At 69.5% G+C, this 21,743-nt stretch carries 20 protein-coding genes; 13 read left to right on the top strand and 7 right to left on the bottom strand.

Translation table 11 applies throughout. The features are described from left to right. The first annotated feature begins 309 nt into the window (after positions 1-309). Positions 310-885 (top strand): dCTP deaminase, encoded by a 576-nt coding sequence (dcd, locus tag ABZ267_RS06280; protein ID WP_003967584.1) that lies wholly within the window; start codon positions 310-312, stop codon positions 883-885. A gap of 6 nt (positions 886-891) precedes the next feature. After that, positions 892-1,392, top strand: coding sequence for a phosphoribosyltransferase (locus ABZ267_RS06285; RefSeq protein ID WP_010063158.1), 501 nt, complete (start codon positions 892-894; stop codon positions 1,390-1,392). An 83-nt stretch (positions 1,393-1,475) separates the two neighbouring features. Here ABZ267_RS06285 and ABZ267_RS06290 read toward each other — a convergent pair whose 3' ends face one another. From ABZ267_RS06290 to ABZ267_RS06300, 3 genes are all read right to left on the bottom strand, one after another. Further along, positions 1,476-2,435, bottom strand: coding sequence for a Yip1 family protein (locus ABZ267_RS06290; protein WP_356756031.1), 960 nt, complete (start codon positions 2,433-2,435; stop codon positions 1,476-1,478). A gap of 311 nt (positions 2,436-2,746) precedes the next feature. Then, entirely contained in the window at positions 2,747-5,014 is a 2,268-nt protein-coding gene (locus ABZ267_RS06295; protein WP_356756033.1) for a (Fe-S)-binding protein, read from the bottom strand. A 95-nt stretch (positions 5,015-5,109) separates the two neighbouring features. After that, positions 5,110-5,715, bottom strand: a complete 606-nt coding sequence (locus ABZ267_RS06300) for a sugar transferase (RefSeq protein WP_356756137.1) — start codon at positions 5,713-5,715, stop codon at positions 5,110-5,112. A gap of 521 nt (positions 5,716-6,236) precedes the next feature. Between ABZ267_RS06300 and dnaK the strand changes: the two genes are divergently transcribed. The 4 genes from dnaK to ABZ267_RS06320 all read left to right on the top strand — a co-directional run bounded on the left by dnaK (position 6,237) and on the right by ABZ267_RS06320 (position 10,487). Then, positions 6,237-8,093 carry a molecular chaperone DnaK gene (gene dnaK / locus ABZ267_RS06305; RefSeq protein ID WP_356756035.1) on the top strand — a complete coding sequence of 619 codons (1,857 nt, stop codon included), beginning with the start codon at positions 6,237-6,239 and terminating at the stop codon, positions 8,091-8,093. Then, entirely contained in the window at positions 8,090-8,740 is a 651-nt protein-coding gene (gene grpE, locus ABZ267_RS06310) for a nucleotide exchange factor GrpE (protein ID WP_356756037.1), read from the top strand. Before dnaK ends, grpE begins: the two co-directional genes overlap by 4 nt. 96 nt (positions 8,741-8,836) lie before the next feature. Then, positions 8,837-10,030: a molecular chaperone DnaJ gene (dnaJ, locus tag ABZ267_RS06315; protein ID WP_356756039.1), complete on the top strand. Its 1,194-nt coding sequence runs from the start codon at positions 8,837-8,839 to the stop codon at positions 10,028-10,030. Between the two features lies 1 nt (position 10,031). After that, on the top strand, positions 10,032-10,487 hold the full coding sequence (locus ABZ267_RS06320; protein WP_356756041.1) for a helix-turn-helix domain-containing protein: 456 nt from the start codon (positions 10,032-10,034) through the stop codon (positions 10,485-10,487). Positions 10,488-10,567: 80 nt separating this feature from the next. Here the strand turns inward: ABZ267_RS06320 and ABZ267_RS06325 are convergent, their stop codons facing one another. Together ABZ267_RS06325 and ABZ267_RS06330 are read right to left on the bottom strand one after the other, a co-directional pair. Beyond that, complete coding sequence (locus tag ABZ267_RS06325) at positions 10,568-11,557, bottom strand: helix-turn-helix transcriptional regulator (RefSeq protein WP_356756043.1); 990 nt, start codon at positions 11,555-11,557, stop codon at positions 10,568-10,570. A gap of 180 nt (positions 11,558-11,737) precedes the next feature. Next, positions 11,738-12,742, bottom strand: a complete 1,005-nt coding sequence (locus ABZ267_RS06330) for a helix-turn-helix transcriptional regulator (RefSeq protein WP_356756045.1) — start codon at positions 12,740-12,742, stop codon at positions 11,738-11,740. A gap of 109 nt (positions 12,743-12,851) precedes the next feature. Between ABZ267_RS06330 and ABZ267_RS06335 the strand changes: the two genes are divergently transcribed. Together ABZ267_RS06335 and ABZ267_RS06340 are read left to right on the top strand one after the other, a co-directional pair. After that, positions 12,852-13,103: a hypothetical protein gene (locus ABZ267_RS06335; RefSeq protein WP_356756047.1), complete on the top strand. Its 252-nt coding sequence runs from the start codon at positions 12,852-12,854 to the stop codon at positions 13,101-13,103. After that, positions 13,100-13,423 (top strand): (2Fe-2S)-binding protein, encoded by a 324-nt coding sequence (locus tag ABZ267_RS06340; protein ID WP_356756049.1) that lies wholly within the window; start codon positions 13,100-13,102, stop codon positions 13,421-13,423. Before ABZ267_RS06335 ends, ABZ267_RS06340 begins: the two co-directional genes overlap by 4 nt. A gap of 110 nt (positions 13,424-13,533) precedes the next feature. On the opposite strand, the gene ABZ267_RS06345 is transcribed toward ABZ267_RS06340, so the two are convergent. After that, positions 13,534-13,935 (bottom strand): TIGR03618 family F420-dependent PPOX class oxidoreductase, encoded by a 402-nt coding sequence (locus tag ABZ267_RS06345; protein WP_356756051.1) that lies wholly within the window; start codon positions 13,933-13,935, stop codon positions 13,534-13,536. 164 nt (positions 13,936-14,099) lie between these two features. On the opposite strand from ABZ267_RS06345, the gene clpB reads away from it, so the two are divergent. Beyond that, a complete protein-coding gene (gene clpB / locus ABZ267_RS06350) occupies positions 14,100-16,697 on the top strand; it encodes an ATP-dependent chaperone ClpB (RefSeq protein ID WP_356756053.1) in 2,598 nt (865 codons plus the stop codon). A gap of 151 nt (positions 16,698-16,848) precedes the next feature. Next, positions 16,849-17,400: a YbjN domain-containing protein gene (locus tag ABZ267_RS06355; RefSeq protein WP_356756055.1), complete on the top strand. Its 552-nt coding sequence runs from the start codon at positions 16,849-16,851 to the stop codon at positions 17,398-17,400. Positions 17,401-17,474: 74 nt separating this feature from the next. Here the strand turns inward: ABZ267_RS06355 and ABZ267_RS06360 are convergent, their stop codons facing one another. After that, positions 17,475-18,695, bottom strand: a complete 1,221-nt coding sequence (locus ABZ267_RS06360; RefSeq protein WP_356756057.1) for a pyridoxal phosphate-dependent aminotransferase — start codon at positions 18,693-18,695, stop codon at positions 17,475-17,477. Positions 18,696-18,857: 162 nt separating this feature from the next. Here ABZ267_RS06360 and ABZ267_RS06365 point away from each other — a divergent pair, with 162 nt between their 5' ends. From ABZ267_RS06365 to ABZ267_RS06375, 3 genes are all read left to right on the top strand, one after another. Next, positions 18,858-19,127, top strand: coding sequence for a hypothetical protein (locus tag ABZ267_RS06365; RefSeq protein ID WP_356756058.1), 270 nt, complete (start codon positions 18,858-18,860; stop codon positions 19,125-19,127). Between the two features lie 317 nt (positions 19,128-19,444). Continuing rightward, positions 19,445-19,966 carry a DUF2617 family protein gene (locus ABZ267_RS06370; protein WP_356756060.1) on the top strand — a complete coding sequence of 174 codons (522 nt, stop codon included), beginning with the start codon at positions 19,445-19,447 and terminating at the stop codon, positions 19,964-19,966. Between the two features lie 115 nt (positions 19,967-20,081). Then, positions 20,082-21,680, top strand: a complete 1,599-nt coding sequence (locus ABZ267_RS06375) for a polyamine aminopropyltransferase (protein ID WP_356756062.1) — start codon at positions 20,082-20,084, stop codon at positions 21,678-21,680. Positions 21,681-21,743 lie beyond the last annotated feature (63 nt).

Below are 21,743 nucleotides of genomic sequence, written 5' to 3' on the forward strand. Positions count from 1 at the left end.
TGGTGGCGTCCTGTTCATCCCCTAATGTGGCTTTCTCGTCCATGTGTGGTTGGGGAAGGGACTTGATGGAGTCGATGGAGCGCACCGTCGTCCGCTGTGCCGAAGGGCACGTTTTCGCTACCTCGTCGTTCCCGATGCAGCAGCTCGGGGCCGACCGGATCGGGCCGGGGCGGTTGATCCGGTGTCCCCGGTGCGCCCGGTTGCGGCAGGCCGTTCCTGTGGGGTTCGAGAAGCGGTAGGGGTAGCGGCGGAAGGCACGGGCGCCGGTCCGGTTGGGGCGGGCTCGTGGCTTCTGCGTATCCTCGGGGCGTGCTTCTCTCAGACAAGGACATCCGGGCCGAGATCGACGCCGGGCGAGTCCGTATCGATCCGTACGACCCTTCGATGGTGCAGCCGTCGAGCATCGACGTGCGGCTGGACCGCTACTTCCGGGTGTTCGAGAACCACCGGTACCCGCACATCGACCCCGCCGTGGAACAGCCGGACCTCACGCGCACCGTCGAGCCGGAGGGCGATGAGGCGTTCATCCTGCACCCCGGCGAGTTCGTGCTGGCGTCCACGTACGAGGTGATCTCGCTCCCCGACGACCTGGCCTCGCGGCTGGAGGGGAAGAGTTCGCTCGGGCGGCTCGGTCTGGTGACGCACTCGACCGCCGGGTTCATCGACCCCGGGTTCTCCGGGCACGTGACCCTGGAGCTGTCGAACCTCGCGACCCTGCCGATAAAGCTCTGGCCGGGGATGAAGATCGGGCAGCTGTGTCTGTTCAAGCTGACCTCGTCCGCCGAGTTCCCTTACGGCTCCGAGCGGTACGAGTCGCGGTACCAGGGCCAGCGGGGGCCGACGGCCTCGCGGTCCTTCCAGAACTTCCATCGGACCCAGGTGTGATCGACCATGACCAGTGACGTGCGGGAAAACCTCACCTACGAAGGCTTCGGACGGGCCGTGCGCGAGCTCGCGCAGGCCGTTGCCGACGACGGGTACGAGCCTGATGTCGTGCTGAGCATCGCTCGCGGTGGTGTCTTCGTCGCCGGCGGGCTCGCCTACGCCCTCGACTGCAAGAACATCCACCTCGTCAACGTGGAGTTCTACACCGGGGTCGGGACCACCCTGGAGATGCCCGTCATGCTGGCGCCCGTCCCCAACGCGATCGACTTCTCCGACAAGAAGGTCCTGATCGCCGACGATGTCGCCGACACGGGCAAGACTCTCAAGCTCGTCCATGACTTCTGCGTCGACCACGTCGCCGAGGTCCGCAGCGCCGTCATCTACGAGAAGTCCCACTCCCTCGTGAAGTGCGAGTACGTGTGGAAGAAGACCGACCAGTGGATCAACTTCCCTTGGAGCGTCGAGAAGCCCGTCGTCCGGCGGGACGGCCAGGTTCTGGACGCGTGATCCCTGTACGTACGTAGTACGTACGTGGGGAGGCCTCCGGGAGCGCAGGACGCGCGCTCCCGGAGGCCTCCTCCATCAGCGCCTCAGATCGTGCCCAGCTTGATGATCGACAGCAGCGCCAGCAGCTGGATCGTCGACGCGCCCAGCGCCTTCGGCCACGGCAGGTCGTGCGACTTGCTCACCATCGACGTGAACAGCGCGCCGGCCGCCAGCCAGGTCAGCCAGCCCATGATCTGGACCAGGGAGTTCTCGCCGCCCAGGAAGACGGCGAAGAGCAGCCTCGGAGCGTCCGTGATCGACATGATCAGCATCGACAGGCCCACCGTCGGCTGCCACGCGCCCGTGCCGCCGAGCTGACGGGCCAGGGCGTTGGTCACCGCGCCGAGGACCAGGCCGCCGATGACGAAGCCGACGCCGGTGAAGAGGACGTACGGGATCGCCGTCGAGATCGTCGCGTTGATCGCCTCGTCGCGTGCCTGGTCGAAGCCGAACAGCGCGAGCAGGCCGTAGAGGAACGTGACGATCAGCGCCGGGCCCCAGACCGCGTAGTCCCGCATCTGCCAGAACGTCGGGCCGGGGCGCGTCACGATGCCGGTCAGCAGCGCCTTCCACGGCAGCCGCGGGCCGGCGGGCTGGGCGGGGGCGGAGCCGGCGCGGTAGGTGTTGCCGTCGCCGTACGGGTCGTCGATGCTGAACGCCTGCGTGTGACCCGGGTTGTTGGCGTACGGGTCGTGGGGCGCGGGGTCGCCGGCGTAGGGGTCGCCGAAGTACTCCGGCTCGCCGTGTCCGCCGCGCGTCCCGTTGGGGCCCTGGCCGTGTCCGCCGTGTCTGCCGTCGTGTCCGCCGCCCGGATGGCCGCCGCCGTTGTACGGGGTGCCCTGCGGCGCTCCGTACTGCGGGGGCGCGCCGCCTCCTGCCGTCGGCCACGGCTGAGCTCCGTACGGCGGCTGTGGTGCCTGCCCTCCGTACGGCTGCTGCCGCTGCTGCTGCGGTTGTTGCGGGGTGCGGTTGTCCCGGCCGCGTCCGATCCTGAATCCAGCCACCCGTCGAACGTACCTGGTCCCCGTCGGCAGGGGGTGTGGGCCGGGGAACCCGTGTGCCATTGCGGCCGAGCTGTGACATCCCCTAGGGGGCGCGGGCAGGGGATTTCAGGGGTCTCCGCAGGGCCGCTCAGGGGAGGAAAAGCGTCGTGGAGGACGTCAGGGACCGGGTCGTCCGCCGAGACCGGGCCTCGTCGTGCTCCGGCCGCGGCGCGGAAAGACCGGGCCTCGTCGTGCTCCGCATGCGGCACGGAAAGAGCGGCCGGTCCTGCCCCCGAGGCAGGTCCGGCCGCTCATCACGCCGATGCGTCACGTCACTTTGCCGGTTCGGGCTCCGGTGCGTCCACCTGCTCCGGCTCGCCCGCCGGATCGGCCGGGGTCTTCACCGACTCCAGGAGGAGCTGCGAGACGTCCACGACCTGGATGGACTCCTTGGCCTGGCCGTCGTTCTTCTTGCCGTTGACCGAGTCGGTCAGCATGACGAGGCAGAACGGGCAGGCGGTGGAGACGATGTCCGGGTTGAGGGCGAGGGCCTCGTCGACGCGCTCGTTGTTGACGCGCTTGCCGATCCGCTCCTCCATCCACATCCGGGCACCACCGGCGCCGCAGCAGAAGCCGCGCTCCTTGTGGCGGTGCATCTCCTCGTTCCGCAGACCCGGCACCTTCGCGATGATCTCGCGCGGCGGCGTGTAGATCTTGTTGTGACGGCCCAGGTAGCACGGGTCGTGGTACGTGATCAGACCCTCGACCGGGGTCACCGGGATCAGCTTGCCCTCGTCGATGAGGTGCTGGAGCAGCTGCGTGTGGTGGATGACCTCGTACTCGCCGCCGAGCTGCGGGTACTCGTTCGCGATCGTGTTGAAGCAGTGCGGGCAGGTCGCGACGATCTTCTTCGACGACTTGGGCTTCTTCGTCGTCGCGTCCTCGTCGTCCTCGCCGTACGCCATGTTCAGCATGGCCACGTTCTCCTGGCCGAGCTGCTGGAAGAGCGGCTCGTTGCCCAGGCGGCGGGCGGAGTCACCGGTGCACTTCTCGTCGCCGCCCATGATCGCGAACTTGACGCCCGCGATGTGCAGCAGCTCCGCGAAGGCCTTGGTGGTCTTCTTGGCCCGGTCCTCCAGCGCGCCGGCGCAGCCGACCCAGTACAGGTAGTCGACCTCGGTGAGGTCCTCGACGTCCTTGCCGACGATCGGGACCTCGAAGTCGACCTCCTTGGTCCACTCCACGCGCTGCTTCTTGGCCAGCCCCCAGGGGTTGCCCTTCTTCTCCAGGTTCTTGAGCATCGTGCCCGCCTCGGACGGGAACGCGGACTCGATCATCACCTGGTAGCGGCGCATGTCGACGATGTGGTCGATGTGCTCGATGTCGACCGGGCACTGCTCGACGCAGGCGCCGCAGGTGGTGCAGGACCAGAGGACGTCCGGGTCGATGACGCCGTTCTCCTCGGCGGTGCCGATCAGCGGGCGCTCGGCCTCGGCGAGAGCGGAGGCGGGGACGTCCTTGAGCTGCTCCTCGGTGGCCTTCTCGTTGCCTTCCATGTCCTTGCCGCCGCCGGCGAGCAGGTACGGCGCCTTGGCGTGCGCGTGGTCGCGCAGCGACATGATCAGGAGCTTCGGCGAGAGCGGCTTGCCGGTGTTCCACGCGGGGCACTGCGACTGGCAGCGGCCGCACTCGGTGCAGGTGGAGAAGTCGAGGATGCCCTTCCAGGAGAACTGCTCGACCTGGGAGACACCGAAGGTGTCGTCGTCGCCCGGGTCCTCGAAGTCGATCTCCTTGCCGCCCGACGTCATCGGCTGGAGCGCGCCGAGCGCGACCTCGCCGTCGGCGTTCCGCTTGAACCAGATGTTCGGGAAGCCGAGGAAGCGGTGCCAGGCGACACCCATGTTGGTGTTGAGCGAGACCGTGATCATCCAGATCAGCGAGGTGCCGATCTTGATCATCGCGGTGAAGTAGATGAGCGTCTGGAGCGTGCTGATGCTCAGGCCCTTGAAGGCGAGGACCAGCGGGTACGACACGAAGTACGCGGCGCCGTAGCTGTCGACGTGGTGGATCGCGCCCTCGAGGCCGCGCAGCGTGAGGATCGCGAGGCCGATGATCAGGATGATGTACTCGACGAAGTACGCCTGCCAGGCCTTCGAGCCGGTGAAGCGCGACTTGCGGCCGGCCCGGGACGGCAGGTTCAGCAGCCGGATCACCATCAGCGCGACGATGCCGACGACCGTCATCAGGCCGATGAACTCGATGTACATCTCGAACGGCAGGAACGTGCCGATGATCGGCAGCACCCAGTCGGCCTGGAAGAGCTGCCCGTACGCCTGGAGCAGCGTCGGCGGCAGCGTCAGGAAGCCGATCGCGACGAACCAGTGCGCGAAGCCGACGATGCCCCACCGGTTCATCCGGGTGTGGCCGAGGAACTCCTTGGCCAGCGTGATCGTGCGGGCCTTGGGGTCGTCGGTGCGGCTGCCTGCTGGTACCGGCTGTCCGAGACGGACGAAGCGGTAGATCTGCGCGACGGCTCGGGTGATGAGCGCAACGCCGACGACCGTCAGCACCAGCGACACGATGATCGCGGCGAGTTGCATTTCGGGGCTCCTCGGGCCTGCGAGAGCGGGATCCAGTTACGACTGCCCACTACTACTAAGCAGTAACTTAATTAGTCTGTGCTGACACTATCCACTTAGTCCACCCGGCTGTAGCCGGGCGGGCGGTGATCTGTGTCGCTCAGGTGTGCCTTGGTTGACCGTGCCTTCCCGGGTGCCGTCCGCAGGGTGGTGCGTACGGCTTCCGCGAGGATCGCGAGGTCGAGTACCACTCCATGGTGCTCTGCGTAGTGCTGGTCCAGCAGGGCGGGGTCGTCCCACGGCATGCCGGAGCGGGCGCGCACCTGTGCCGGTCCGGTCAGTCCCGGCCGCAGCTCGTGCCGCCACTGCCGGGCGCCGGACCACGCCGCGCGCGGGTCGTCCGGGGCCAGCGGGGCCGGTCCTACGAGGGAGAGGTCGCCCCGGACGACATGCGGCAGCCGGGAGAGCAGGCCGAGCCGGAACCGGCGGGTGCGCAGGGTGCGCAGCGTGAAGACCCGGCCGCCGAGCCCCGTACGAGAACTGCGCTCCCATACGTTGCCGGGGCCCCGGCGGAGTGCGAGTGCGAGGGCTCCTAGGGCGACGGCCGGCGCGGTGGCGATCAGGAAGGCGGTGCCGAGCGTCAGGTCCAGCACCCTTTTAGGTGATGCGCGGAGGGTGAGGCGGTCCGCGAGGTGGCCGGCCCGGTCGGTGAGGCCGGCCAGGTGTGCGGCGGGGCGGGAGGGGAAGTGGCCTCGGGCGGTGCCGGTGGGGTGCGGGGCGTGCCTTCGCGGGGTGGAGGGCTCGGTGGCGTACGGGAGTGAGGGCGGGGGCGGTGGTGGCGGGGGTGTCCGGGGTTCGGCCGCGGCTTCGGGCCGGAGCTGGGGCTGCTGCCGCGCTTGCTGCCTCTGCTGTTCGTGCCGTTCCTGCTGCCTCTGCCGCTGCTTCTTCCTCTGGTTCTTCTGTCGCACGCGCCGCTGTCTCGCGTTCCGCATCGCGCCCGCCCGGTGTTCGGAGTCCGATGATGTGTGTGCCCGTACCAGCCGATCGATGACGTTTGCGACCGTCTCGCGGCATTTTGTGACAGAACGATCCCACGGTGGGATGGTGGGTCGGGGGAGCGGCGCGATGGTGACGCGTACCGGCACCTAAGTTGAGTGGAGTCGACTCAGGTCTGTTGACTCCGGGACCGGTGTCGTGCATCCTTGAGTCAGATCCACTCAAGTAGTCAGTTGGAGGAATTGAAATGGCACGTGCGGTCGGCATCGACCTGGGCACGACTAACTCCGTCGTCAGCGTTCTCGAAGGCGGCGAGCCCACCGTCATCACCAACGCCGAAGGCGCCAGGACCACGCCGTCCGTCGTCGCCTTCGCCAAGAACGGCGAGGTGCTCGTCGGCGAGGTGGCCAAGCGCCAGGCGGTCACCAACGTCGACAGGACCATCCGCTCCGTCAAGCGCCACATGGGCACGGACTGGAAGATCGACCTCGACGGCAAGAGCTTCAACCCGCAGCAGATGAGCGCCTTCATCCTGCAGAAGCTGAAGCGCGACGCCGAGTCGTACCTGGGCGAGAAGGTGACCGACGCGGTCATCACCGTCCCGGCGTACTTCAACGACTCCGAGCGTCAGGCGACCAAGGAGGCCGGTGAGATCGCGGGCCTCAACGTCCTGCGCATCGTCAACGAGCCGACCGCCGCCGCTCTGGCGTACGGCCTGGACAAGGACGACCAGACGATCCTCGTCTTCGACCTCGGTGGCGGCACCTTCGACGTGTCGCTCCTGGAGATCGGTGACGGCGTCGTCGAGGTGAAGGCCACCAACGGTGACAACCACCTCGGTGGTGACGACTGGGACCAGCGCGTCGTCGACTACCTGGTGAAGCAGTTCGCAAACGGGCACGGCGTGGACCTGTCCAAGGACAAGATGGCTCTCCAGCGTCTCCGCGAGGCCGCGGAGAAGGCGAAGATCGAGCTCTCGTCCTCGACCGAGACCACGATCAACCTGCCCTACATCACGGCGTCCGCCGAGGGCCCGCTGCACCTGGACGAGAAGCTCACGCGCTCGCAGTTCCAGCAGCTGACCTCGGACCTCCTGGACCGCTGCAAGACCCCGTTCCACAACGTCATCAAGGACGCGGGCATCCAGCTCTCCGAGATCGACCACGTCGTTCTCGTCGGTGGCTCCACCCGTATGCCGGCCGTCGCCGAGCTCGTCAAGGAGCTGACCGGAGGCCAGGACGCCAACAAGGGTGTGAACCCGGACGAGGTCGTCGCCATCGGTGCCTCGCTCCAGGCCGGTGTCCTCAAGGGCGAGGTCAAGGACGTCCTGCTCCTCGACGTCACTCCGCTGTCCCTCGGCATCGAGACCAAGGGAGGGATCATGACCAAGCTCATCGAGCGCAACACCACGATCCCGACCAAGCGTTCCGAGATCTTCACGACGGCCGAGGACAACCAGCCGTCCGTGCAGATCCAGGTCTACCAGGGCGAGCGCGAGATCGCGGCGTACAACAAGAAGCTCGGGATGTTCGAGCTGACCGGTCTGCCGCCGGCCCCGCGTGGTGTGCCGCAGATCGAGGTCGCCTTCGACATCGACGCCAACGGCATCATGCACGTCGCCGCCAAGGACCTCGGCACCGGCAAGGAGCAGAAGATGACCGTCACCGGCGGCTCCTCGCTGCCGAAGGACGAGGTCAACCGGATGCGCGAAGAGGCCGAGAAGTACGCGGAGGAGGACCACGCCCGCCGCGAGGCCGCCGAGTCGCGCAACCAGGGCGAGCAGCTCGTCTACCAGACGGAGAAGTTCCTCAAGGACAACGAGGACAAGGTCCCCGGTGACGTGAAGACGGAGGTGGAGACCGCTGTCGGCGAGCTGAAGGAGAAGCTCAAGGGCGAGGACACCGCCGAGATCCGTACGGCCACCGAGAAGGTCGCGGCCGTCTCCCAGAAGCTGGGCCAGGCGATGTACGCCAACGCCCAGGCCGAGGGTGCGACGCCGGGTGCCGAGGCTCCGGGCGGCGACGGCCAGGCCAAGGCCGATGACGATGTCGTCGACGCCGAGATCGTGGACGACGAGAAGGACACCAAGGGCGGTGCGGCGTGACCGAGGAGACTCCGGGCTTCGAGGAGAAGCCCGACGTCCCCTCCGGCGCCACCCCTGATGACGCCGAGCCGAAGGTTGCCGCACCCTCCGAGGAGGAGGCGGCGGCCCCGGCCGGGGACACCGATCCGACCGTCGGCCTGACGGCCCAGCTGGACCAGGTCCGTACGGCGCTCGGCGAGCGCACCGCGGACCTCCAGCGGCTCCAGGCCGAGTACCAGAACTACCGCCGCCGCGTGGAGCGGGACCGGGTCACGGTCAAGGAGATCGCCGTCGCGAACCTCCTGTCCGAGCTCCTTCCCGTACTCGACGACGTCGGCCGCGCACGGGAGCACGGCGAGCTGCTCGGCGGCTTCAAGTCGGTCGCCGAATCGCTGGAGACGGTCGTCGCGAAGCTGGGCCTCCAGCAGTTCGGCAAGGAGGGCGAGCCCTTCGACCCGACGATCCACGAGGCCCTGATGCACAGCTACGCGCCGGACGTCACCGAGACGACCTGCGTGGCGATCCTCCAGCCGGGGTATCGCATCGGCGAGCGCACCATCCGCCCCGCGCGGGTGGCCGTCGCCGAGCCGCAGCCGGGCGCCACGCCCGCGGCGGCCAAGGAAGAGAAGACAGACGACGAGGAGAGCGGTGGCACCGAGGAGGTCTGACGACACCACGTCCGACCACCGCGGTGCACACCGACCGGTCCGGCGGCCGGCCCACGGGCCGGCCGCCGCGCCGATCGTCCGGAAGGAGGGACGTCGATGAGCACGAAGGACTTCGTCGAGAAGGACTACTACAAGGTCCTCGGCGTCCCCAAGGACGCCACCGACGCCGAGATCAAGAAGGCGTACCGCAAGCTCGCCCGCGAGTTCCACCCGGACGCCAACAAGGGTGACGCCAAGGCGGAGGAGCGCTTCAAGGAGATCTCCGAGGCGAACGACGTCCTCGGCGACTCCAAGCGGCGCAAGGAGTACGACGAGGCGCGCGCCCTCTTCGGCAACGGTGGCTTCCGCGCCGGCCCCGGTGGTGCGGGCGGCAACTTCAACTTCGACCTGGGCGACCTCTTCGGCGGAGGCGCGCCGGGCGGCGGCCAGGGCGGTGCGGGTGGCGGGTTCGGCGGTGGCGGAGGCGGTCTCGGCGACGTCTTCGGCGGGCTGTTCAACCGAGGCTCCACCGGCACCCGGGTCCAGCCGCGGCGCGGCCAGGACATCGAGTCCGAGGTGACGCTCAGCTTCACCGAGGCGGTCGACGGGGCCACGGTCCCGCTGCGGATGTCCAGCCAGGCGCCCTGCAAGGCGTGTTCCGGCACCGGCGACAAGAACGGCACGCCCAGGGTCTGCCCGACCTGTGTCGGCACCGGCCAGGTCTCGCGCGGTACGGGCGGCGGCTTCTCGCTCACCGACCCGTGCGTGGACTGCAAGGGCCGCGGCCTCATCGCCCAGGACCCGTGCGAGGTCTGCCACGGCAGCGGCCGGGCCAAGTCGGCCCGCACGATGCAGGTCAGGATCCCGGCGGGCGTCTCGGACGGCCAGCGGATCCGGCTGCGCGGCAAGGGCGGTCCTGGCGAGCGCGGCGGTCCGGCCGGCGATCTGTACGTCGTCGTGCACGTCGGCGCCCACCAGGTCTTCGGCCGCAAGGGCGACAACCTCACGGTCACCGTGCCCGTCACCTTCCCGGAGGCGACGCTCGGCGGCGAGGTGAAGGTCCCGACCCTCGGCGGCCCTCCGGTCACCCTGAAACTGCCCGCCGGCACGCCGAACGGGCGTACGATGCGCGCCCGGGGCAAGGGCGCGGTCCGCAAGGACGGCACCCGCGGCGACCTGCTGGTCACCGTGGAGGTGGCGGTCCCCAAGGACCTCGGCCAGGAGGCCAGGGACGCGCTGGAGGCCTACCGCAAGGCGACCGCGGACGAGGACCCGCGGGCGGAACTGTTCCAGGCCGCGAAGGGAGCTTGAGATGGACGGCCGTCGACGCAATCCGTACCAGCTGACCGATGAATCACCGGTGTACGTGATCTCGATCGCGGCCCAGCTCTCGGGCCTGCACCCGCAGACGCTGCGCCAGTACGACCGTCTCGGCCTGGTCTCCCCGGACCGTACGGCCGGCCGCGGCCGCCGCTACTCGGCCCGTGACATCGAGCTGCTGCGCACGGTGCAGCAGCTGTCGCAGGACGAGGGCATCAACCTGGCGGGCATCAAGCGCATCATCGAGCTGGAGAACCAGGTGACCGCGCTCCAGCAGCGCGTGGCCGAGCTCTCGGCGGCGGTGGACGGCGCGGCGGTCGCCATGCAGCAGCGCGAGGCCCAGGTGCACGCCTCGTACCGCCGCGACCTCGTGCCGTACCAGGACGTGCAGCAGACCAGCGCGCTGGTGGTGTGGCGGCCGAAGCAGAAGAGGGCGACGGGGGAGTAGCGCGCACGCCTTGTGCGGCGGGGCCGGAAGAGCGTTCATGACGCTCTTCCGGCCCCGCTGTCGTATGCGCTCCGGCTGCCTCAGGTGCCGCCGTGGCCGGCTCTGGCGATGCCGGAATGGGCGAGGAGGGCGCCGAGGTGGGTGCGGCTGGTGGCGCCGAGGGTCTGCATGAGTTTGGCGATGTGCGAGCGGCAGGTGCGGACGCTGATGCCCATCTTCCGGGCCACCACGTCGTCCACGTGGCCTTCGGCGAGGAGGCGGGCGATGCTGTGCTGGACCGCGGTGACCGGGGCGCCCGGTGAGGTCGCCTGGTGGTTCTCGGCCAGCGGGACGGCCTGGGCCCAGAGGACCTCGTAAACCTGGATCAGGTAGGAGACCAGGGCCGGATGGCTGATCCGCAGTGCGGTGGTGCGGTCGGCGGAGGCGGGGATGTAGGCGACGGCGCGGTCGACGACGATCAGCCGTTCGACGGTCAGCTCGGTGGTGCGTACCTGCAGGTGCTGGGCCGGGACCTGGGACAGGTAGTCCCGGACGGTGCTGCTGTAGCGCGCCGGATGCTGGTAGATGTGCCGGATCCTGGCCCCGCGCCGGATGGCCGTACGGGCGTTGGCCAGCGCCTCCCGCAGCGTGCCGGCCGGGCGGTCGCTGCCGGGCTGGGCCGTGAGGATCTCGTCCGTGGCGGTGGCGGTGGCCTCGTTGAGGGACGTCTGGATGGCCGGGACCCCTTCCAGCACCGTGATGGCGAGGTTGGGGTCGTCGTGGGCCACGGTGGTCAGCGGGTACAGGGACCGGCTCAGCGCGGTCGCGAGGCGCAGGCGCTCGTCGATCTCGCGGGAGACCGGCTGCAGGAGGTTGGCCAGAGCGGCCGACGGCGGTACGGGCCGCATCCAGGTGTCGTCCCACGGGTCGGGATGCAGCAGCGCCAGCTCCGTCAGGCAAGGGGCGTCGGCGAGATCGGGGCGGGCTATTCGTCCGGCGCGCAGGGCTTTCTCGTACAGGCGGAGCGCCGGATCGCACAGCTCGGTGGGCGCGTGCGGATGATGTCCCGATCTGGCTTCATTGCTTCCCATTTGGGATCCCCCTGCTTTATGCAGCGCAACAAGTTGACGGTGGTGCCAGCGTAGTTCCGAGGGGAGTGTGGAGATGTCGGGGGAGCCGGGAACTCCCTCGGCGCCACCTGGGCGCCGGCTGTGCTCTCCCCCATTGCGCAGTCACGTCCGGGTTCCCGTACGGGGGGATCGATCGCGCGGTCAGGAGTCCGATTCCAGGATTCCTGACCGTGCGATGAGATATCCGAGTTGCGCGCGGCTGTTGCTGCCGAGCGCGACGCTGAGTTTGGCGATGTGGGAGCGGCAGGTGCGTACGTTCATGCCGAGGCGGCGGGCGATGGCCTCGTCCACGTGGCCCTCGACCAACAGTTTGGCGATGGAATGGCGTACTCCGGAAATCCCTTCCGGGCCGGGATCGTAAGGGATCTGCTCCTGCAACGGAGTGCCGCGGTGCCAGAACTGCTCGAAGACCTTGACGAGGTATTTCACGATGACCGGATGGCGGAGTTCGAGAGCGACGGTCCGGTCTTCCGTGGCGGGGATGAAGGCGACCGTGTGGTCGAAGATCATGAGACGCTCGACGAGTTCCTCGAGCGTCCGTATCTCCATCTTGCTCTCGGCCATGCGGGCCACGTAATTGAGCGTTCCCTGGCTGTGCCGGACTGTGTGCTGATACAGCGTGCGCATGGCGACACCGCGTTGCATGAGCGTGTTTCCGCGCTCCATGGCGATGTTGAGCGCGACCTCGCTGCGGCCGCCTCCGGGCTGGATGGTGAGCACCTCCGACTGGCACTCGGAGAGGGCGAGTTCGATGGAGGCGTTGATGCGGTTGATGCCCTCGACGACCGTGATCGAGTGGGTGGTCGGCGGAGCCTGGCTGCTGACGGCCATGAAGGGCTCGAACGCATCGGCCAGCTCCACCGAGAGCCGCCGCCGCTCCTGGATCTCCCGCTCGATGGGGTGGAGCCGCTGCGTGAGCGCCGCGAACGCCGGCACCGGCCGTAGCCAGGCGGGGTCGTCCGGATCGGGGTGCAGCAGGGCGAACTCCAGGAGGCACGGAGCCGCCTCCGCTTCGGCGCGGGCTATCTTCCCCACGCTCAGCGCGCTCGTGTAGAGCCGCGCCCCCTCGTCGCACAAAGTGGTGACAGAGTGGGGATGTGTCGCTTTTGCTCTATCTGTGGTCAATTCTCCACCCCCCAGGAACATGCATCAGCAGGAACATGATGCATCGTTTCTGTGGTTTGACGTGCCTTGATGAGCCATCGTCTTGTGATGCGGGGGAGAGGAAACCTTGGAAGTGAGGACGAAGCCCACTATGAGTAAGAAATCGCTTCGCTCGGTGCTTGCCGTGGCCTTCTCCGCCGGGCTCGTGTCCGTGGCTCTCGGTGCTCTGGGCACCGAGGTGGCAGGTACGGACGGTGCGGTCGCCGTGCAGTCCCAAGCCCGGCCGCCCGCCGACCTGGCCTGGGACGCGGCGCCCGCGAAGCTTGCGGGAGCATCTGCGACCGTCGAGCAAGGGCCCGACATGGGGTGGGACTTCGCCCCGACCGCGAAGGACCGGGCATGACCCCCCCGCCGCCGGACGACCGCACCTTCCGGCGCGAGATGGCAACCGCCTATCGCTCAGGGTGGCATTTCATCGATCTGCTCACGGCCCTCCCCCGCCGTGGCGACTCGTTGATGGTCACCCTGTTCGGAGAGCCGATCGTCGTCGTGATGGAAGAGGACGAAGACGTCCGCGCCTACCGCTGTCTCCGACGCCCCCGTGGCGCGCCGCAGCCCGTCCGCTGCGCCGTCAGGTACGGGATGATCTTTGTGAACCTCGATCAGCGGGACCACGAGCTGATCGCGTCAGAACCCCTTTCCGCCACCCCCCGCAGTGCCTGAGCGATTCCCCCGTCGTCACCTGTCGCTCCAGGCGCTTCCCCCACACAGCGGCGCCACCGTGACCTGAACACGGTGGCGCCGTTGTGCTGTCCCCGTACGGGGAGGGTCGGTCAGGCGTTTCCGAGCGCCCGGTCCACGGCGATCTCGATCACGATGCGCTCCGGGTTGATCCTCGGCGTGCGCTCGTACCGCTCCGCGTAGCGGCTCTCCGCGTCCGCGACGGCCTCCGGTTCCCCGTGGATGGTCGCGCGGCCTTCCAGCGTCGCCCACCGGGCCTTGTGCATCTGGCAGACGGCGACCCGTGCTCCCTCCGGTCCCGCCGCCAGGATGTTGGCGACCTTGCGGGTGTTCCTGCCGGTGATCACACGGGCCACGCCGGCCTCCGGGTCGTACGTCACACCCACCGGCACCACGTGCGGTGTGCCGTCCGGGCGGAGCGTCGTCAGCGTGCACACATGCCGCTCGCGCCAGAACGCGAGGTACTCGGCGGTGAGGTTCCGTACGTCTGCCATGAGGGAAGCGTAGGCGGCGGTGCGGTGGCAGGCGGGCCCGGTAGCCCGTTCACTCGGATCGGAGGCGCCGGTGTGCCGTATTCTTGCCTTGAGTGGAATAGACTCAACTTTGTGCACGTTGGAATCATCAAGCAACCCCCAGCTGCGAGGAGGAGCAAGGACACGTGGACGCCGAGCTGACCAACAAGAGCCGGGACGCCATCAACGCGGCCACCGACAGGGCCGTGAAGGACGGGCACCCCGATCTCACCCCGGGGCACCTGCTGCTCGCGCTCCTGGCGGGTGAGGACAACGAGAACATCACCGACCTGCTGGCCGCCGTCGAGGCCGACCAGGCCGTCGTACGCGGCGAGACCGAGCGGCTGCTCGGCACCCTGCCCAGCGTCACCGGCTCCACCGTGGCCCCGCCGCAGCCCAACCGTGAGCTGCTGGCCGTCATCCAGGACGCGGCGCAGCGAGCCAAGGAGCTCGGCGACGAGTACCTCTCCACCGAGCACCTGCTGATCGGGATCGCCGCGAAGGGCGGGCGCGCCGGTGAGATCCTCGACGGGCAAGGGGCCGGTGCGGAGAAGCTGCTGGCCGCATTCGAGACGAGCAGGGGAGGGCGCCGCGTGACCACACCCGACCCGGAGGGCCAGTACAAGGCCCTGGAGAAGTTCGGCACCGACTTCACGGCCGCCGCGCGCGAGGGCAAGCTGGACCCGGTCATCGGCCGCGACCAGGAGATCCGCCGCGTCGTGCAGGTGCTGTCGCGCCGGACCAAGAACAACCCGGTGCTCATCGGTGAGCCCGGCGTCGGCAAGACCGCCGTCGTCGAGGGGCTCGCCCAGCGCATCGTCAAGGGCGACGTCCCCGAGAGCCTGAAGAACAAGCGCCTGGTCTCGCTCGACCTCGGCGCGATGGTCGCGGGCGCGAAGTACCGCGGCGAGTTCGAGGAGCGCCTCAAGACCGTCCTCTCCGAGATCAAGGGGAGCGACGGCCAGATCATCACCTTCATCGACGAGCTGCACACCGTCGTCGGCGCCGGCGCGGGCGGCGACTCGGCCATGGACGCCGGCAACATGCTCAAGCCGATGCTGGCCCGCGGCGAGCTGCGCATGGTCGGCGCGACCACGCTGGACGAGTACCGCGAGCGCATCGAGAAGGACCCGGCCCTGGAGCGCCGCTTCCAGCAGGTGCTGGTCGCCGAGCCGTCCGTCGAGGACACCATCGCCATCCTCCGTGGCCTCAAGGGCCGTTACGAGGCCCACCACAAGGTCCAGATCGCGGACTCGGCGCTGGTGGCCGCCGCCACGCTCTCCGACCGGTACATCACCTCGCGCTTCCTTCCCGACAAGGCCATCGACCTGGTGGACGAGGCCGCCTCCCGGCTCCGTATGGAGATCGACTCCTCGCCGCTGGAGATCGACGAACTCCAGCGCTCCGTCGACCGGTTGCGCATGGAGGAGCTGGCGCTGAAGAACGAGTCCGACGCCGCCTCCAAGCAGCGCCTGGAGAAGCTGCGCCGGGACCTCGCCGACAAGGAGGAGGAGCTGCGCGGCCTCAACGCCCGCTGGGAGAAGGAGAAGCAGGGTCTCAACCGGGTCGGTGAGCTCAAGGAGCGCCTGGACGAGCTGCGCGGCCAGGCCGAACGAGCGCAGCGTGATGGCGACTTCGACGCCGCCTCCAAGCTGCTGTACGGCGAGATCCCTGGCCTGGAGCGGGAGTTGGAGGAGGCCGCCGAGGCGGAGCAGGAAGCCTCCAAGGACACCATGGTCAAGGAGGAGGTCGGCCCGGACGACATCGCGGACGTCGTCGGCGCCTGGACCGGCATTCCGGCCGGGCGGCTGCTGGAAGGCGAGACGCAGAAGCTGCTGCGGATGGAGTCCGAACTCGGCAAGCGGCTGATCGGCCAGAGCGAAGCCGTGCAGGCCGTCTCCGACGCCGTACGCCGGACGCGCGCCGGAATCGCCGACCCCGACCGGCCCACCGGCTCCTTCCTCTTCCTCGGCCCCACCGGCGTCGGCAAGACCGAGCTGGCCAAGGCGCTCGCGGACTTCCTCTTCGACGACGAGCGATCGATGATCCGCATCGACATGAGCGAGTACGGCGAGAAGCACAGCGTCGCCCGCCTGGTCGGCGCCCCGCCCGGTTACGTCGGCTACGAGGAGGGCGGCCAGCTCACCGAGGCCGTCCGCCGCCGCCCGTACAGCGTCGTCCTCCTGGACGAGGTCGAGAAGGCCCACCCGGAGGTCTTCGACATCCTGCTCCAGGTCCTCGACGACGGCCGGCTCACCGACGGCCAGGGCCGCACGGTGGACTTCCGCAACACCATCCTCGTCCTCACCTCCAACCTCGGCAGCCAGTTCCTGATGGACCCACTGGTCAAGCCCGAGGTCAAGAAGGAGCAGGTGCTGGAGGTGGTGCGGGCCTCCTTCAAGCCGGAGTTCATCAACCGGCTGGACGACCTGGTGGTCTTCTCGGCGCTCGAAGGCGACGAGCTGGCACACATCGCCGGCCTCCAGATCGAGCGGCTGGCGAAGCGCCTCGCCGACCGGCGGCTCACCCTGGACGTCACACCGGAGGCGCTCGTCTGGCTCGCCCAGGAGGGCAACGATCCGGCGTACGGTGCACGCCCGCTGCGCCGCCTCATCCAGACGGCCATCGGCGACCGGCTCGCCAAGGAGATCCTTTCCGGCGAGATCCGGGACGGCGACACCGTACGGGTGGACCGCGCCGGCGAGGATGTCGCGGACGGCCTGATCGTCGGCCCGGCCGCGTAAGCAGCGAGCCCGGCCACCTGGGGAACCACTCCGCCGGCCCCTCTCCGAACCCGCGGCGTGTCAGCTTGTGGCGGATAGGGGCCGTGCGGGCTTGCCATGCCCCGCCCGCCATGGGAGAGGATGGCCGCCAACCGCACGAAGGGAAATAACGGTGAGCATCGATCCGTCCTCGATTCCTAATTTCGGGGGCCAGCCCGAACCGCAGGCGGCAGGACCGGAGGGCCCCGTCGTCCCTGACCAGGACCTCGTCAAGCAGCTCCTCGACCAGATGGAGCTCAAGTACGTCGTCGACGACGAGGGCGACCTCGCCGCGCCGTGGGAAGAGTTCCGGACGTACTTCATGTTCCGGGGCGAGGACGAGCAGCAGGTCTTCTCGGTCCGTACGTTCTACGACCGCCCGCACGCGCTCGACCTGCGTCCGGTCCTCCTGGACGCCATCGACGACTGGAACCGCCGCACGCTGTGGCCCAAGGTCTACACCCACGCCCACGAGGGCGAGGAGGGCGAGGCGGGCTCCGTCCGGCTGATCGGTGAGGCGCAGATGCTCATCGGCACCGGCGTCAGCCTGGAGCACTTCGTCTCCTCGACGGTGAGCTGGGTGCGCGCCTCGATCGAGTTCGACAAGTGGCTCGTCGAGCGCCTGGGCCTCGCGCCGGCCGAGGAGAAGACGGACGGCGAGGGCACGGAGTCCGAGGGCGCCTGACACCTCGCACCACGACAGCGGCCCGGCCGGCGGTCACCACGACCGCCGGCCGGGCCGCTGTCACATCGGAGGCGTCATCCGAGCCGCCCGAGCCGCTCCACCGCCTCCTCCAGCACGTCCTCGCGCTTGCAGAACGTGAAGCGGACCTGGCTGCGGCCCGCCTCCGGGTCGTCGTAGAAGACCGAGACCGGTACGGCGGCCACCCCGCAACGCTCCGGAAGGGCCCGGCAGAAGGCGTACGCGTCCTCCTGGCCGAACGGGGAGATGTCGGTGGTGATGAAGTACGTCCCCTCCGGCTCGTAGACCCGGAAGCCCGCGCTCCGCAGGCCCTCCGCGAGCAGGTCGCGCCTGCGGCGCATCCCTTCCCGGAACTCCGTGAAGAACGTGTCCGGCAGCTGGAGTGCCTCCGCGATCGCGTACTGGAACGGGCCGCCGCTCACGAACGTCAGGTACTGCTTCGCCGAGCGCACCGCGGTCACCAGCGGCGCGTCGGCCGTCACCCAGCCGATCTTCCAGCCGGTGTACGAGTACGTCTTGCCGGCCGACGAGATGGAGACCGTCCGTTCGCGCATCCCGGGCAGGGCCGCGATCGGGTGGTGGGAGCCGGCGAAGACGAGGTGCTCGTACACCTCGTCGGTGACCACCAGCAGGTCGTGCTCGACCGCCAGGGCCGCGATGCCGCTCAGCTCCTCGGGCGTGAGGACGGTGCCGGTCGGGTTGTGCGGCGTGTTGAGGAGCAGGAGGCGGGTGCGCGGGGTGATCTTGGCGCGCAGTTCGTCCAGGTCCGGGCGGAAGGCGGGCGCGCGGAGGGTGAGCGGGACGCGGACGCCGCCGGCCATGGCGATGCACGCGGCGTACGAGTCGTAGTACGGCTCGAACGCGATGACCTCGTCGCCCGGCTCCACCAGCGCCAGCAGCGCGGCGGCGACCGCCTCGGTGGCGCCGGTGGTGACCAGGACCTCGGTCTCCGGCGACCAGTCCAGGCCGTAGAACCGCTTCTGGTGGTCGGCGACGGCCGCGCGCAGCTCCGGGACGCCCGGGCCCGGCGGGTACTGGTTGCCGTGGCCGGAGCGCAGCGCCGAGACCGCCGCCTCCCGGATCTCCTCGGGGCCGTCGGTGTCGGGGAAGCCCTGGCCGAGGTTGATCGAGCCGGTCCGCGCGGCCAGCGCCGACATCTCGGCGAAGATCGTCGTACCGAATCCGGCGAGGCTGCGGTTGAGCAGCGGACGTCCCTGGTGTCCGGCTCCCCGGCGTCCCTGGCCTTGTGCCTGTCCCTGTCCGTGTCCCTGTGTCATGGGCGCCATCCTGCGCTCAAGCTCTGGAGTTGCTCAAGTCTGCTTTGGCGCGTTCGTGACAGGGGGATCCCCCTGTCACGAAGGAAGACCGATGAACCGGAGAGATCCGGGAAGCGACGGGGGAACCGCTCGCTTCGGGGGAGAGAAAGGCGGGTGAGGGGCATGACTGTCCTCGTCACGGTGCTGGTCGGTGTGGGGATCCTCTTCGTGCTGCTGGTGGTCCTGGCGCGGGTGACCAGGGTCAGGAAGGGGCCGTACGCGGCGGGGGCCCGGCGGCGGTCGGCCGCGAGCGGTTCGGCGGCGGGCGGCGGTGGCTGGTGGGTGAGCGGTGGCGGAGGCGACTCGTCCTGCGGCTCCTCCTCCGGTGGCCACTCGTGCGGCGGCGGGTCGTCGTGCGGCGGCGGTGGTGGCGGCTGCGGCGGAGGCAGCTGAGCGGGCCGGAAGGCCGTCACCGACAGTGACTCCAGGCCGGGCGCCCGGAGGGTGAACTCCCTGCGGGCGCCCTGTCGTTGAGCCACGCAGACGAAAACGGCTGAACAGTTGAACCGGGCTGCCCCCGAGGGGATGGAAACCACGTCAAGTTGGGTAAAAACGCTGCGAGTGCGGCGTACTTCGTGATTCCCTCGTCCAAGAGAACATTCAGCCCTCGGACCCCAGTTGGACCAGATCGGGCGCTCCCCCTCCTCCCACGCGCATGCTCAGGGGAAGCCCGCTGTCCATGTGTCCATGTGTGTTTGCGGAGCCGACCCATGCTCACCACCCTCCAGACGGCCTATTCCGATACCCGCGCCGCCGACCTGGCCTGGACCCTGGGACGGGAGCCGCTCCCGGCCCTCGCCGTCCTCGACCTCCAGCTCGGTGGCGCCGAACTGCAGTTGAGGCTCCTCGGCGCCTCCCACCAGGTGCTCCTCCAGGAGGACCGCGGAGTCTGCTCCGAGACCGTCGCCTGCATGCCGGGCAGCAGCACTCCGCTCCCTCTCGGTGTCGCCAAGCGGCTCGGCGACTGGGAGTACGAGTTCGCCGCCCGCGTCGAGACCCTGACGCAGGGCCAGTTCGCGGGACGGGCGCAGGAGCTGCTCGCGCTCGTGAGCGACCACCCGCACGGCCTGGCCGGCACCTTCCCCGGCTCTCCGTACGCCTTCACCGCGATGCTGGCCCAGCGCATCGAGGGCCAGGTGCGGTGGCGTACCTGGCACGCGTACCCGCAGGAAGGCCAGTTGGTGGTCACCCGGACCCGGGTGGGGGTGCGCATTCCGGCGTCGGCGCTCTGAGGGCCCGCGCGGCCGGGGGCCTGGCGCCTCCCGGCCGCGTCACTCGCACTCCTGTGGCTACTTGCACCCTTGTGGGTGACAAGCCGCGACCGGGCGGTGACGTAGCGTTCGCAGCATGATCGACCAGCAGGTGTCGCTGCGAGGGGGCGCGGCGCGGCTTCCCGTACGGCCGAGGACCGGCCGGTTCCTCGTGCTGGCCGCCGTCTTCGTCTGCGCGGCCTGCGGTCTCGTCTACGAGCTGGAACTGGTCGCGCTCGCCTCCTACTTGATCGGTGACTCGGTCACCCAGGCCTCCGTCGTGCTCTCCGTGATGGTCTTCGCGATGGGCATCGGCTCGCTCCTCGCGAAACGTTTACGCTGCCACGCCGCCGTCGGTTTCGGGCTGATCGAGGCGGCCCTCGCGCTGATCGGCGGCTCCTCGGCGCTCGTGCTGTACGCCTCGTTCGCCTGGCTCGGTGAGTCGCGGTACGCGGTGGTCGGGTTCTCGCTGGCGATCGGCGTACTGATCGGAGCGGAGATCCCGCTGCTGATGACGCTGATCCAGCGCGTCGACCGGCAGGACGCGGGCGGGGCCGTGGCCGATCTCTTCGCCGCCGACTACGTGGGCGCGCTCGTCGGCGGGCTGGCCTTTCCGTTCCTCCTGCTGCCGATGCTCGGCCAGCTCACCGGCGCGCTCCTGACGGGTGCGGTGAACGCGGCCGCCGGCGGAGCGCTGGTCCTGTGGGTCTTCCGCCGCGACCTCACGCCTCGCTCCCGCCGGCTCCTCTTCCTGGTCAACGGCTCGGTGATCGCCGTCCTGGCCACCGCCACGTTCCTGGTCGACGACTTCGAGCGGGCGGCGCGGCGGGCGGTGTACGGCGATCAGGTGCGGGTCGCCGTGCAGACCGGGGTGCAGGAGGTCGTCCTCACCGGCACCGGCCGCGACTCGCTCGGCCTCTACCTGGACGGCCGGCTCCGGGTCAGCGCCCGCGACGAGTACCGCTACCACGAGGCGCTGGTCCACCCGGCGATGGACGGGCCCCGCGCCCGCGTCCTCATCCTCGGCGGCGGTGACGGGCTCGCGGCCCGCGAGGTCCTCCGCTACGAGGACGTCCGCTCGGTCACCGTCGTCGAGATCGATCCCGCCGTCACCCGACTGGCCCGCACCGACCCCGCGCTCTCCGAGCTCAACGGCCACGCCTACCGCGATCCGCGCCTCACCGCCGTCGGCGCGGACGCCTTCACCTGGCTGCGGACCGACCACCACCGCTACGACGTGGTGATCTCCGACCTGCCGGACCCGGGCATCACGGCCAGTACGAAGCTGTACTCCGCCGAGTTCTACGGCCTGATCGCCGAGGCCCTGGCCCCGCGCGGACGGCTCGTGGTGCACGCGGGCCCGCCGGTGGTCCGGCCGCACACCTTCTGGACGGTGGAGGCCTCGGTACGCGCCGGAGGCCTCGCGACCCGCCCTTACCGCATCCCGGCCCGTCCCTCCGGCTTCACCGCGAGCCCGGACCGGCTCGCCTCCGCAGGCAGGCCCGCGGAGGACTGGGGCTTCCTGCTCGCGGCGGCGGAGGCGGTGGGAGAGCCGGGGCTGGGCGCCGGTGCGCCCGTAGCGCGCTCGCTCGGGGAGGCGGAGCTACGGGAAGGGGCCCGGGCGGCGGACCGGCTGCGGCTGCCGGGACAGGCGCCGTCCACGCTGATCCACCCGCGGTACTGGGAGGAGGCGTGAGGGGTGCGGTGCGGGAGGGCCGTGCGGGTGGAAGCCCTGACGTGCGGGCCGGTGACGATTAGG

Source organism: Streptomyces sp. NPDC006174 (assembly GCF_040614075.1).
Classification (GTDB): Bacteria; Actinomycetota; Actinomycetes; order Streptomycetales; family Streptomycetaceae; genus Streptomyces.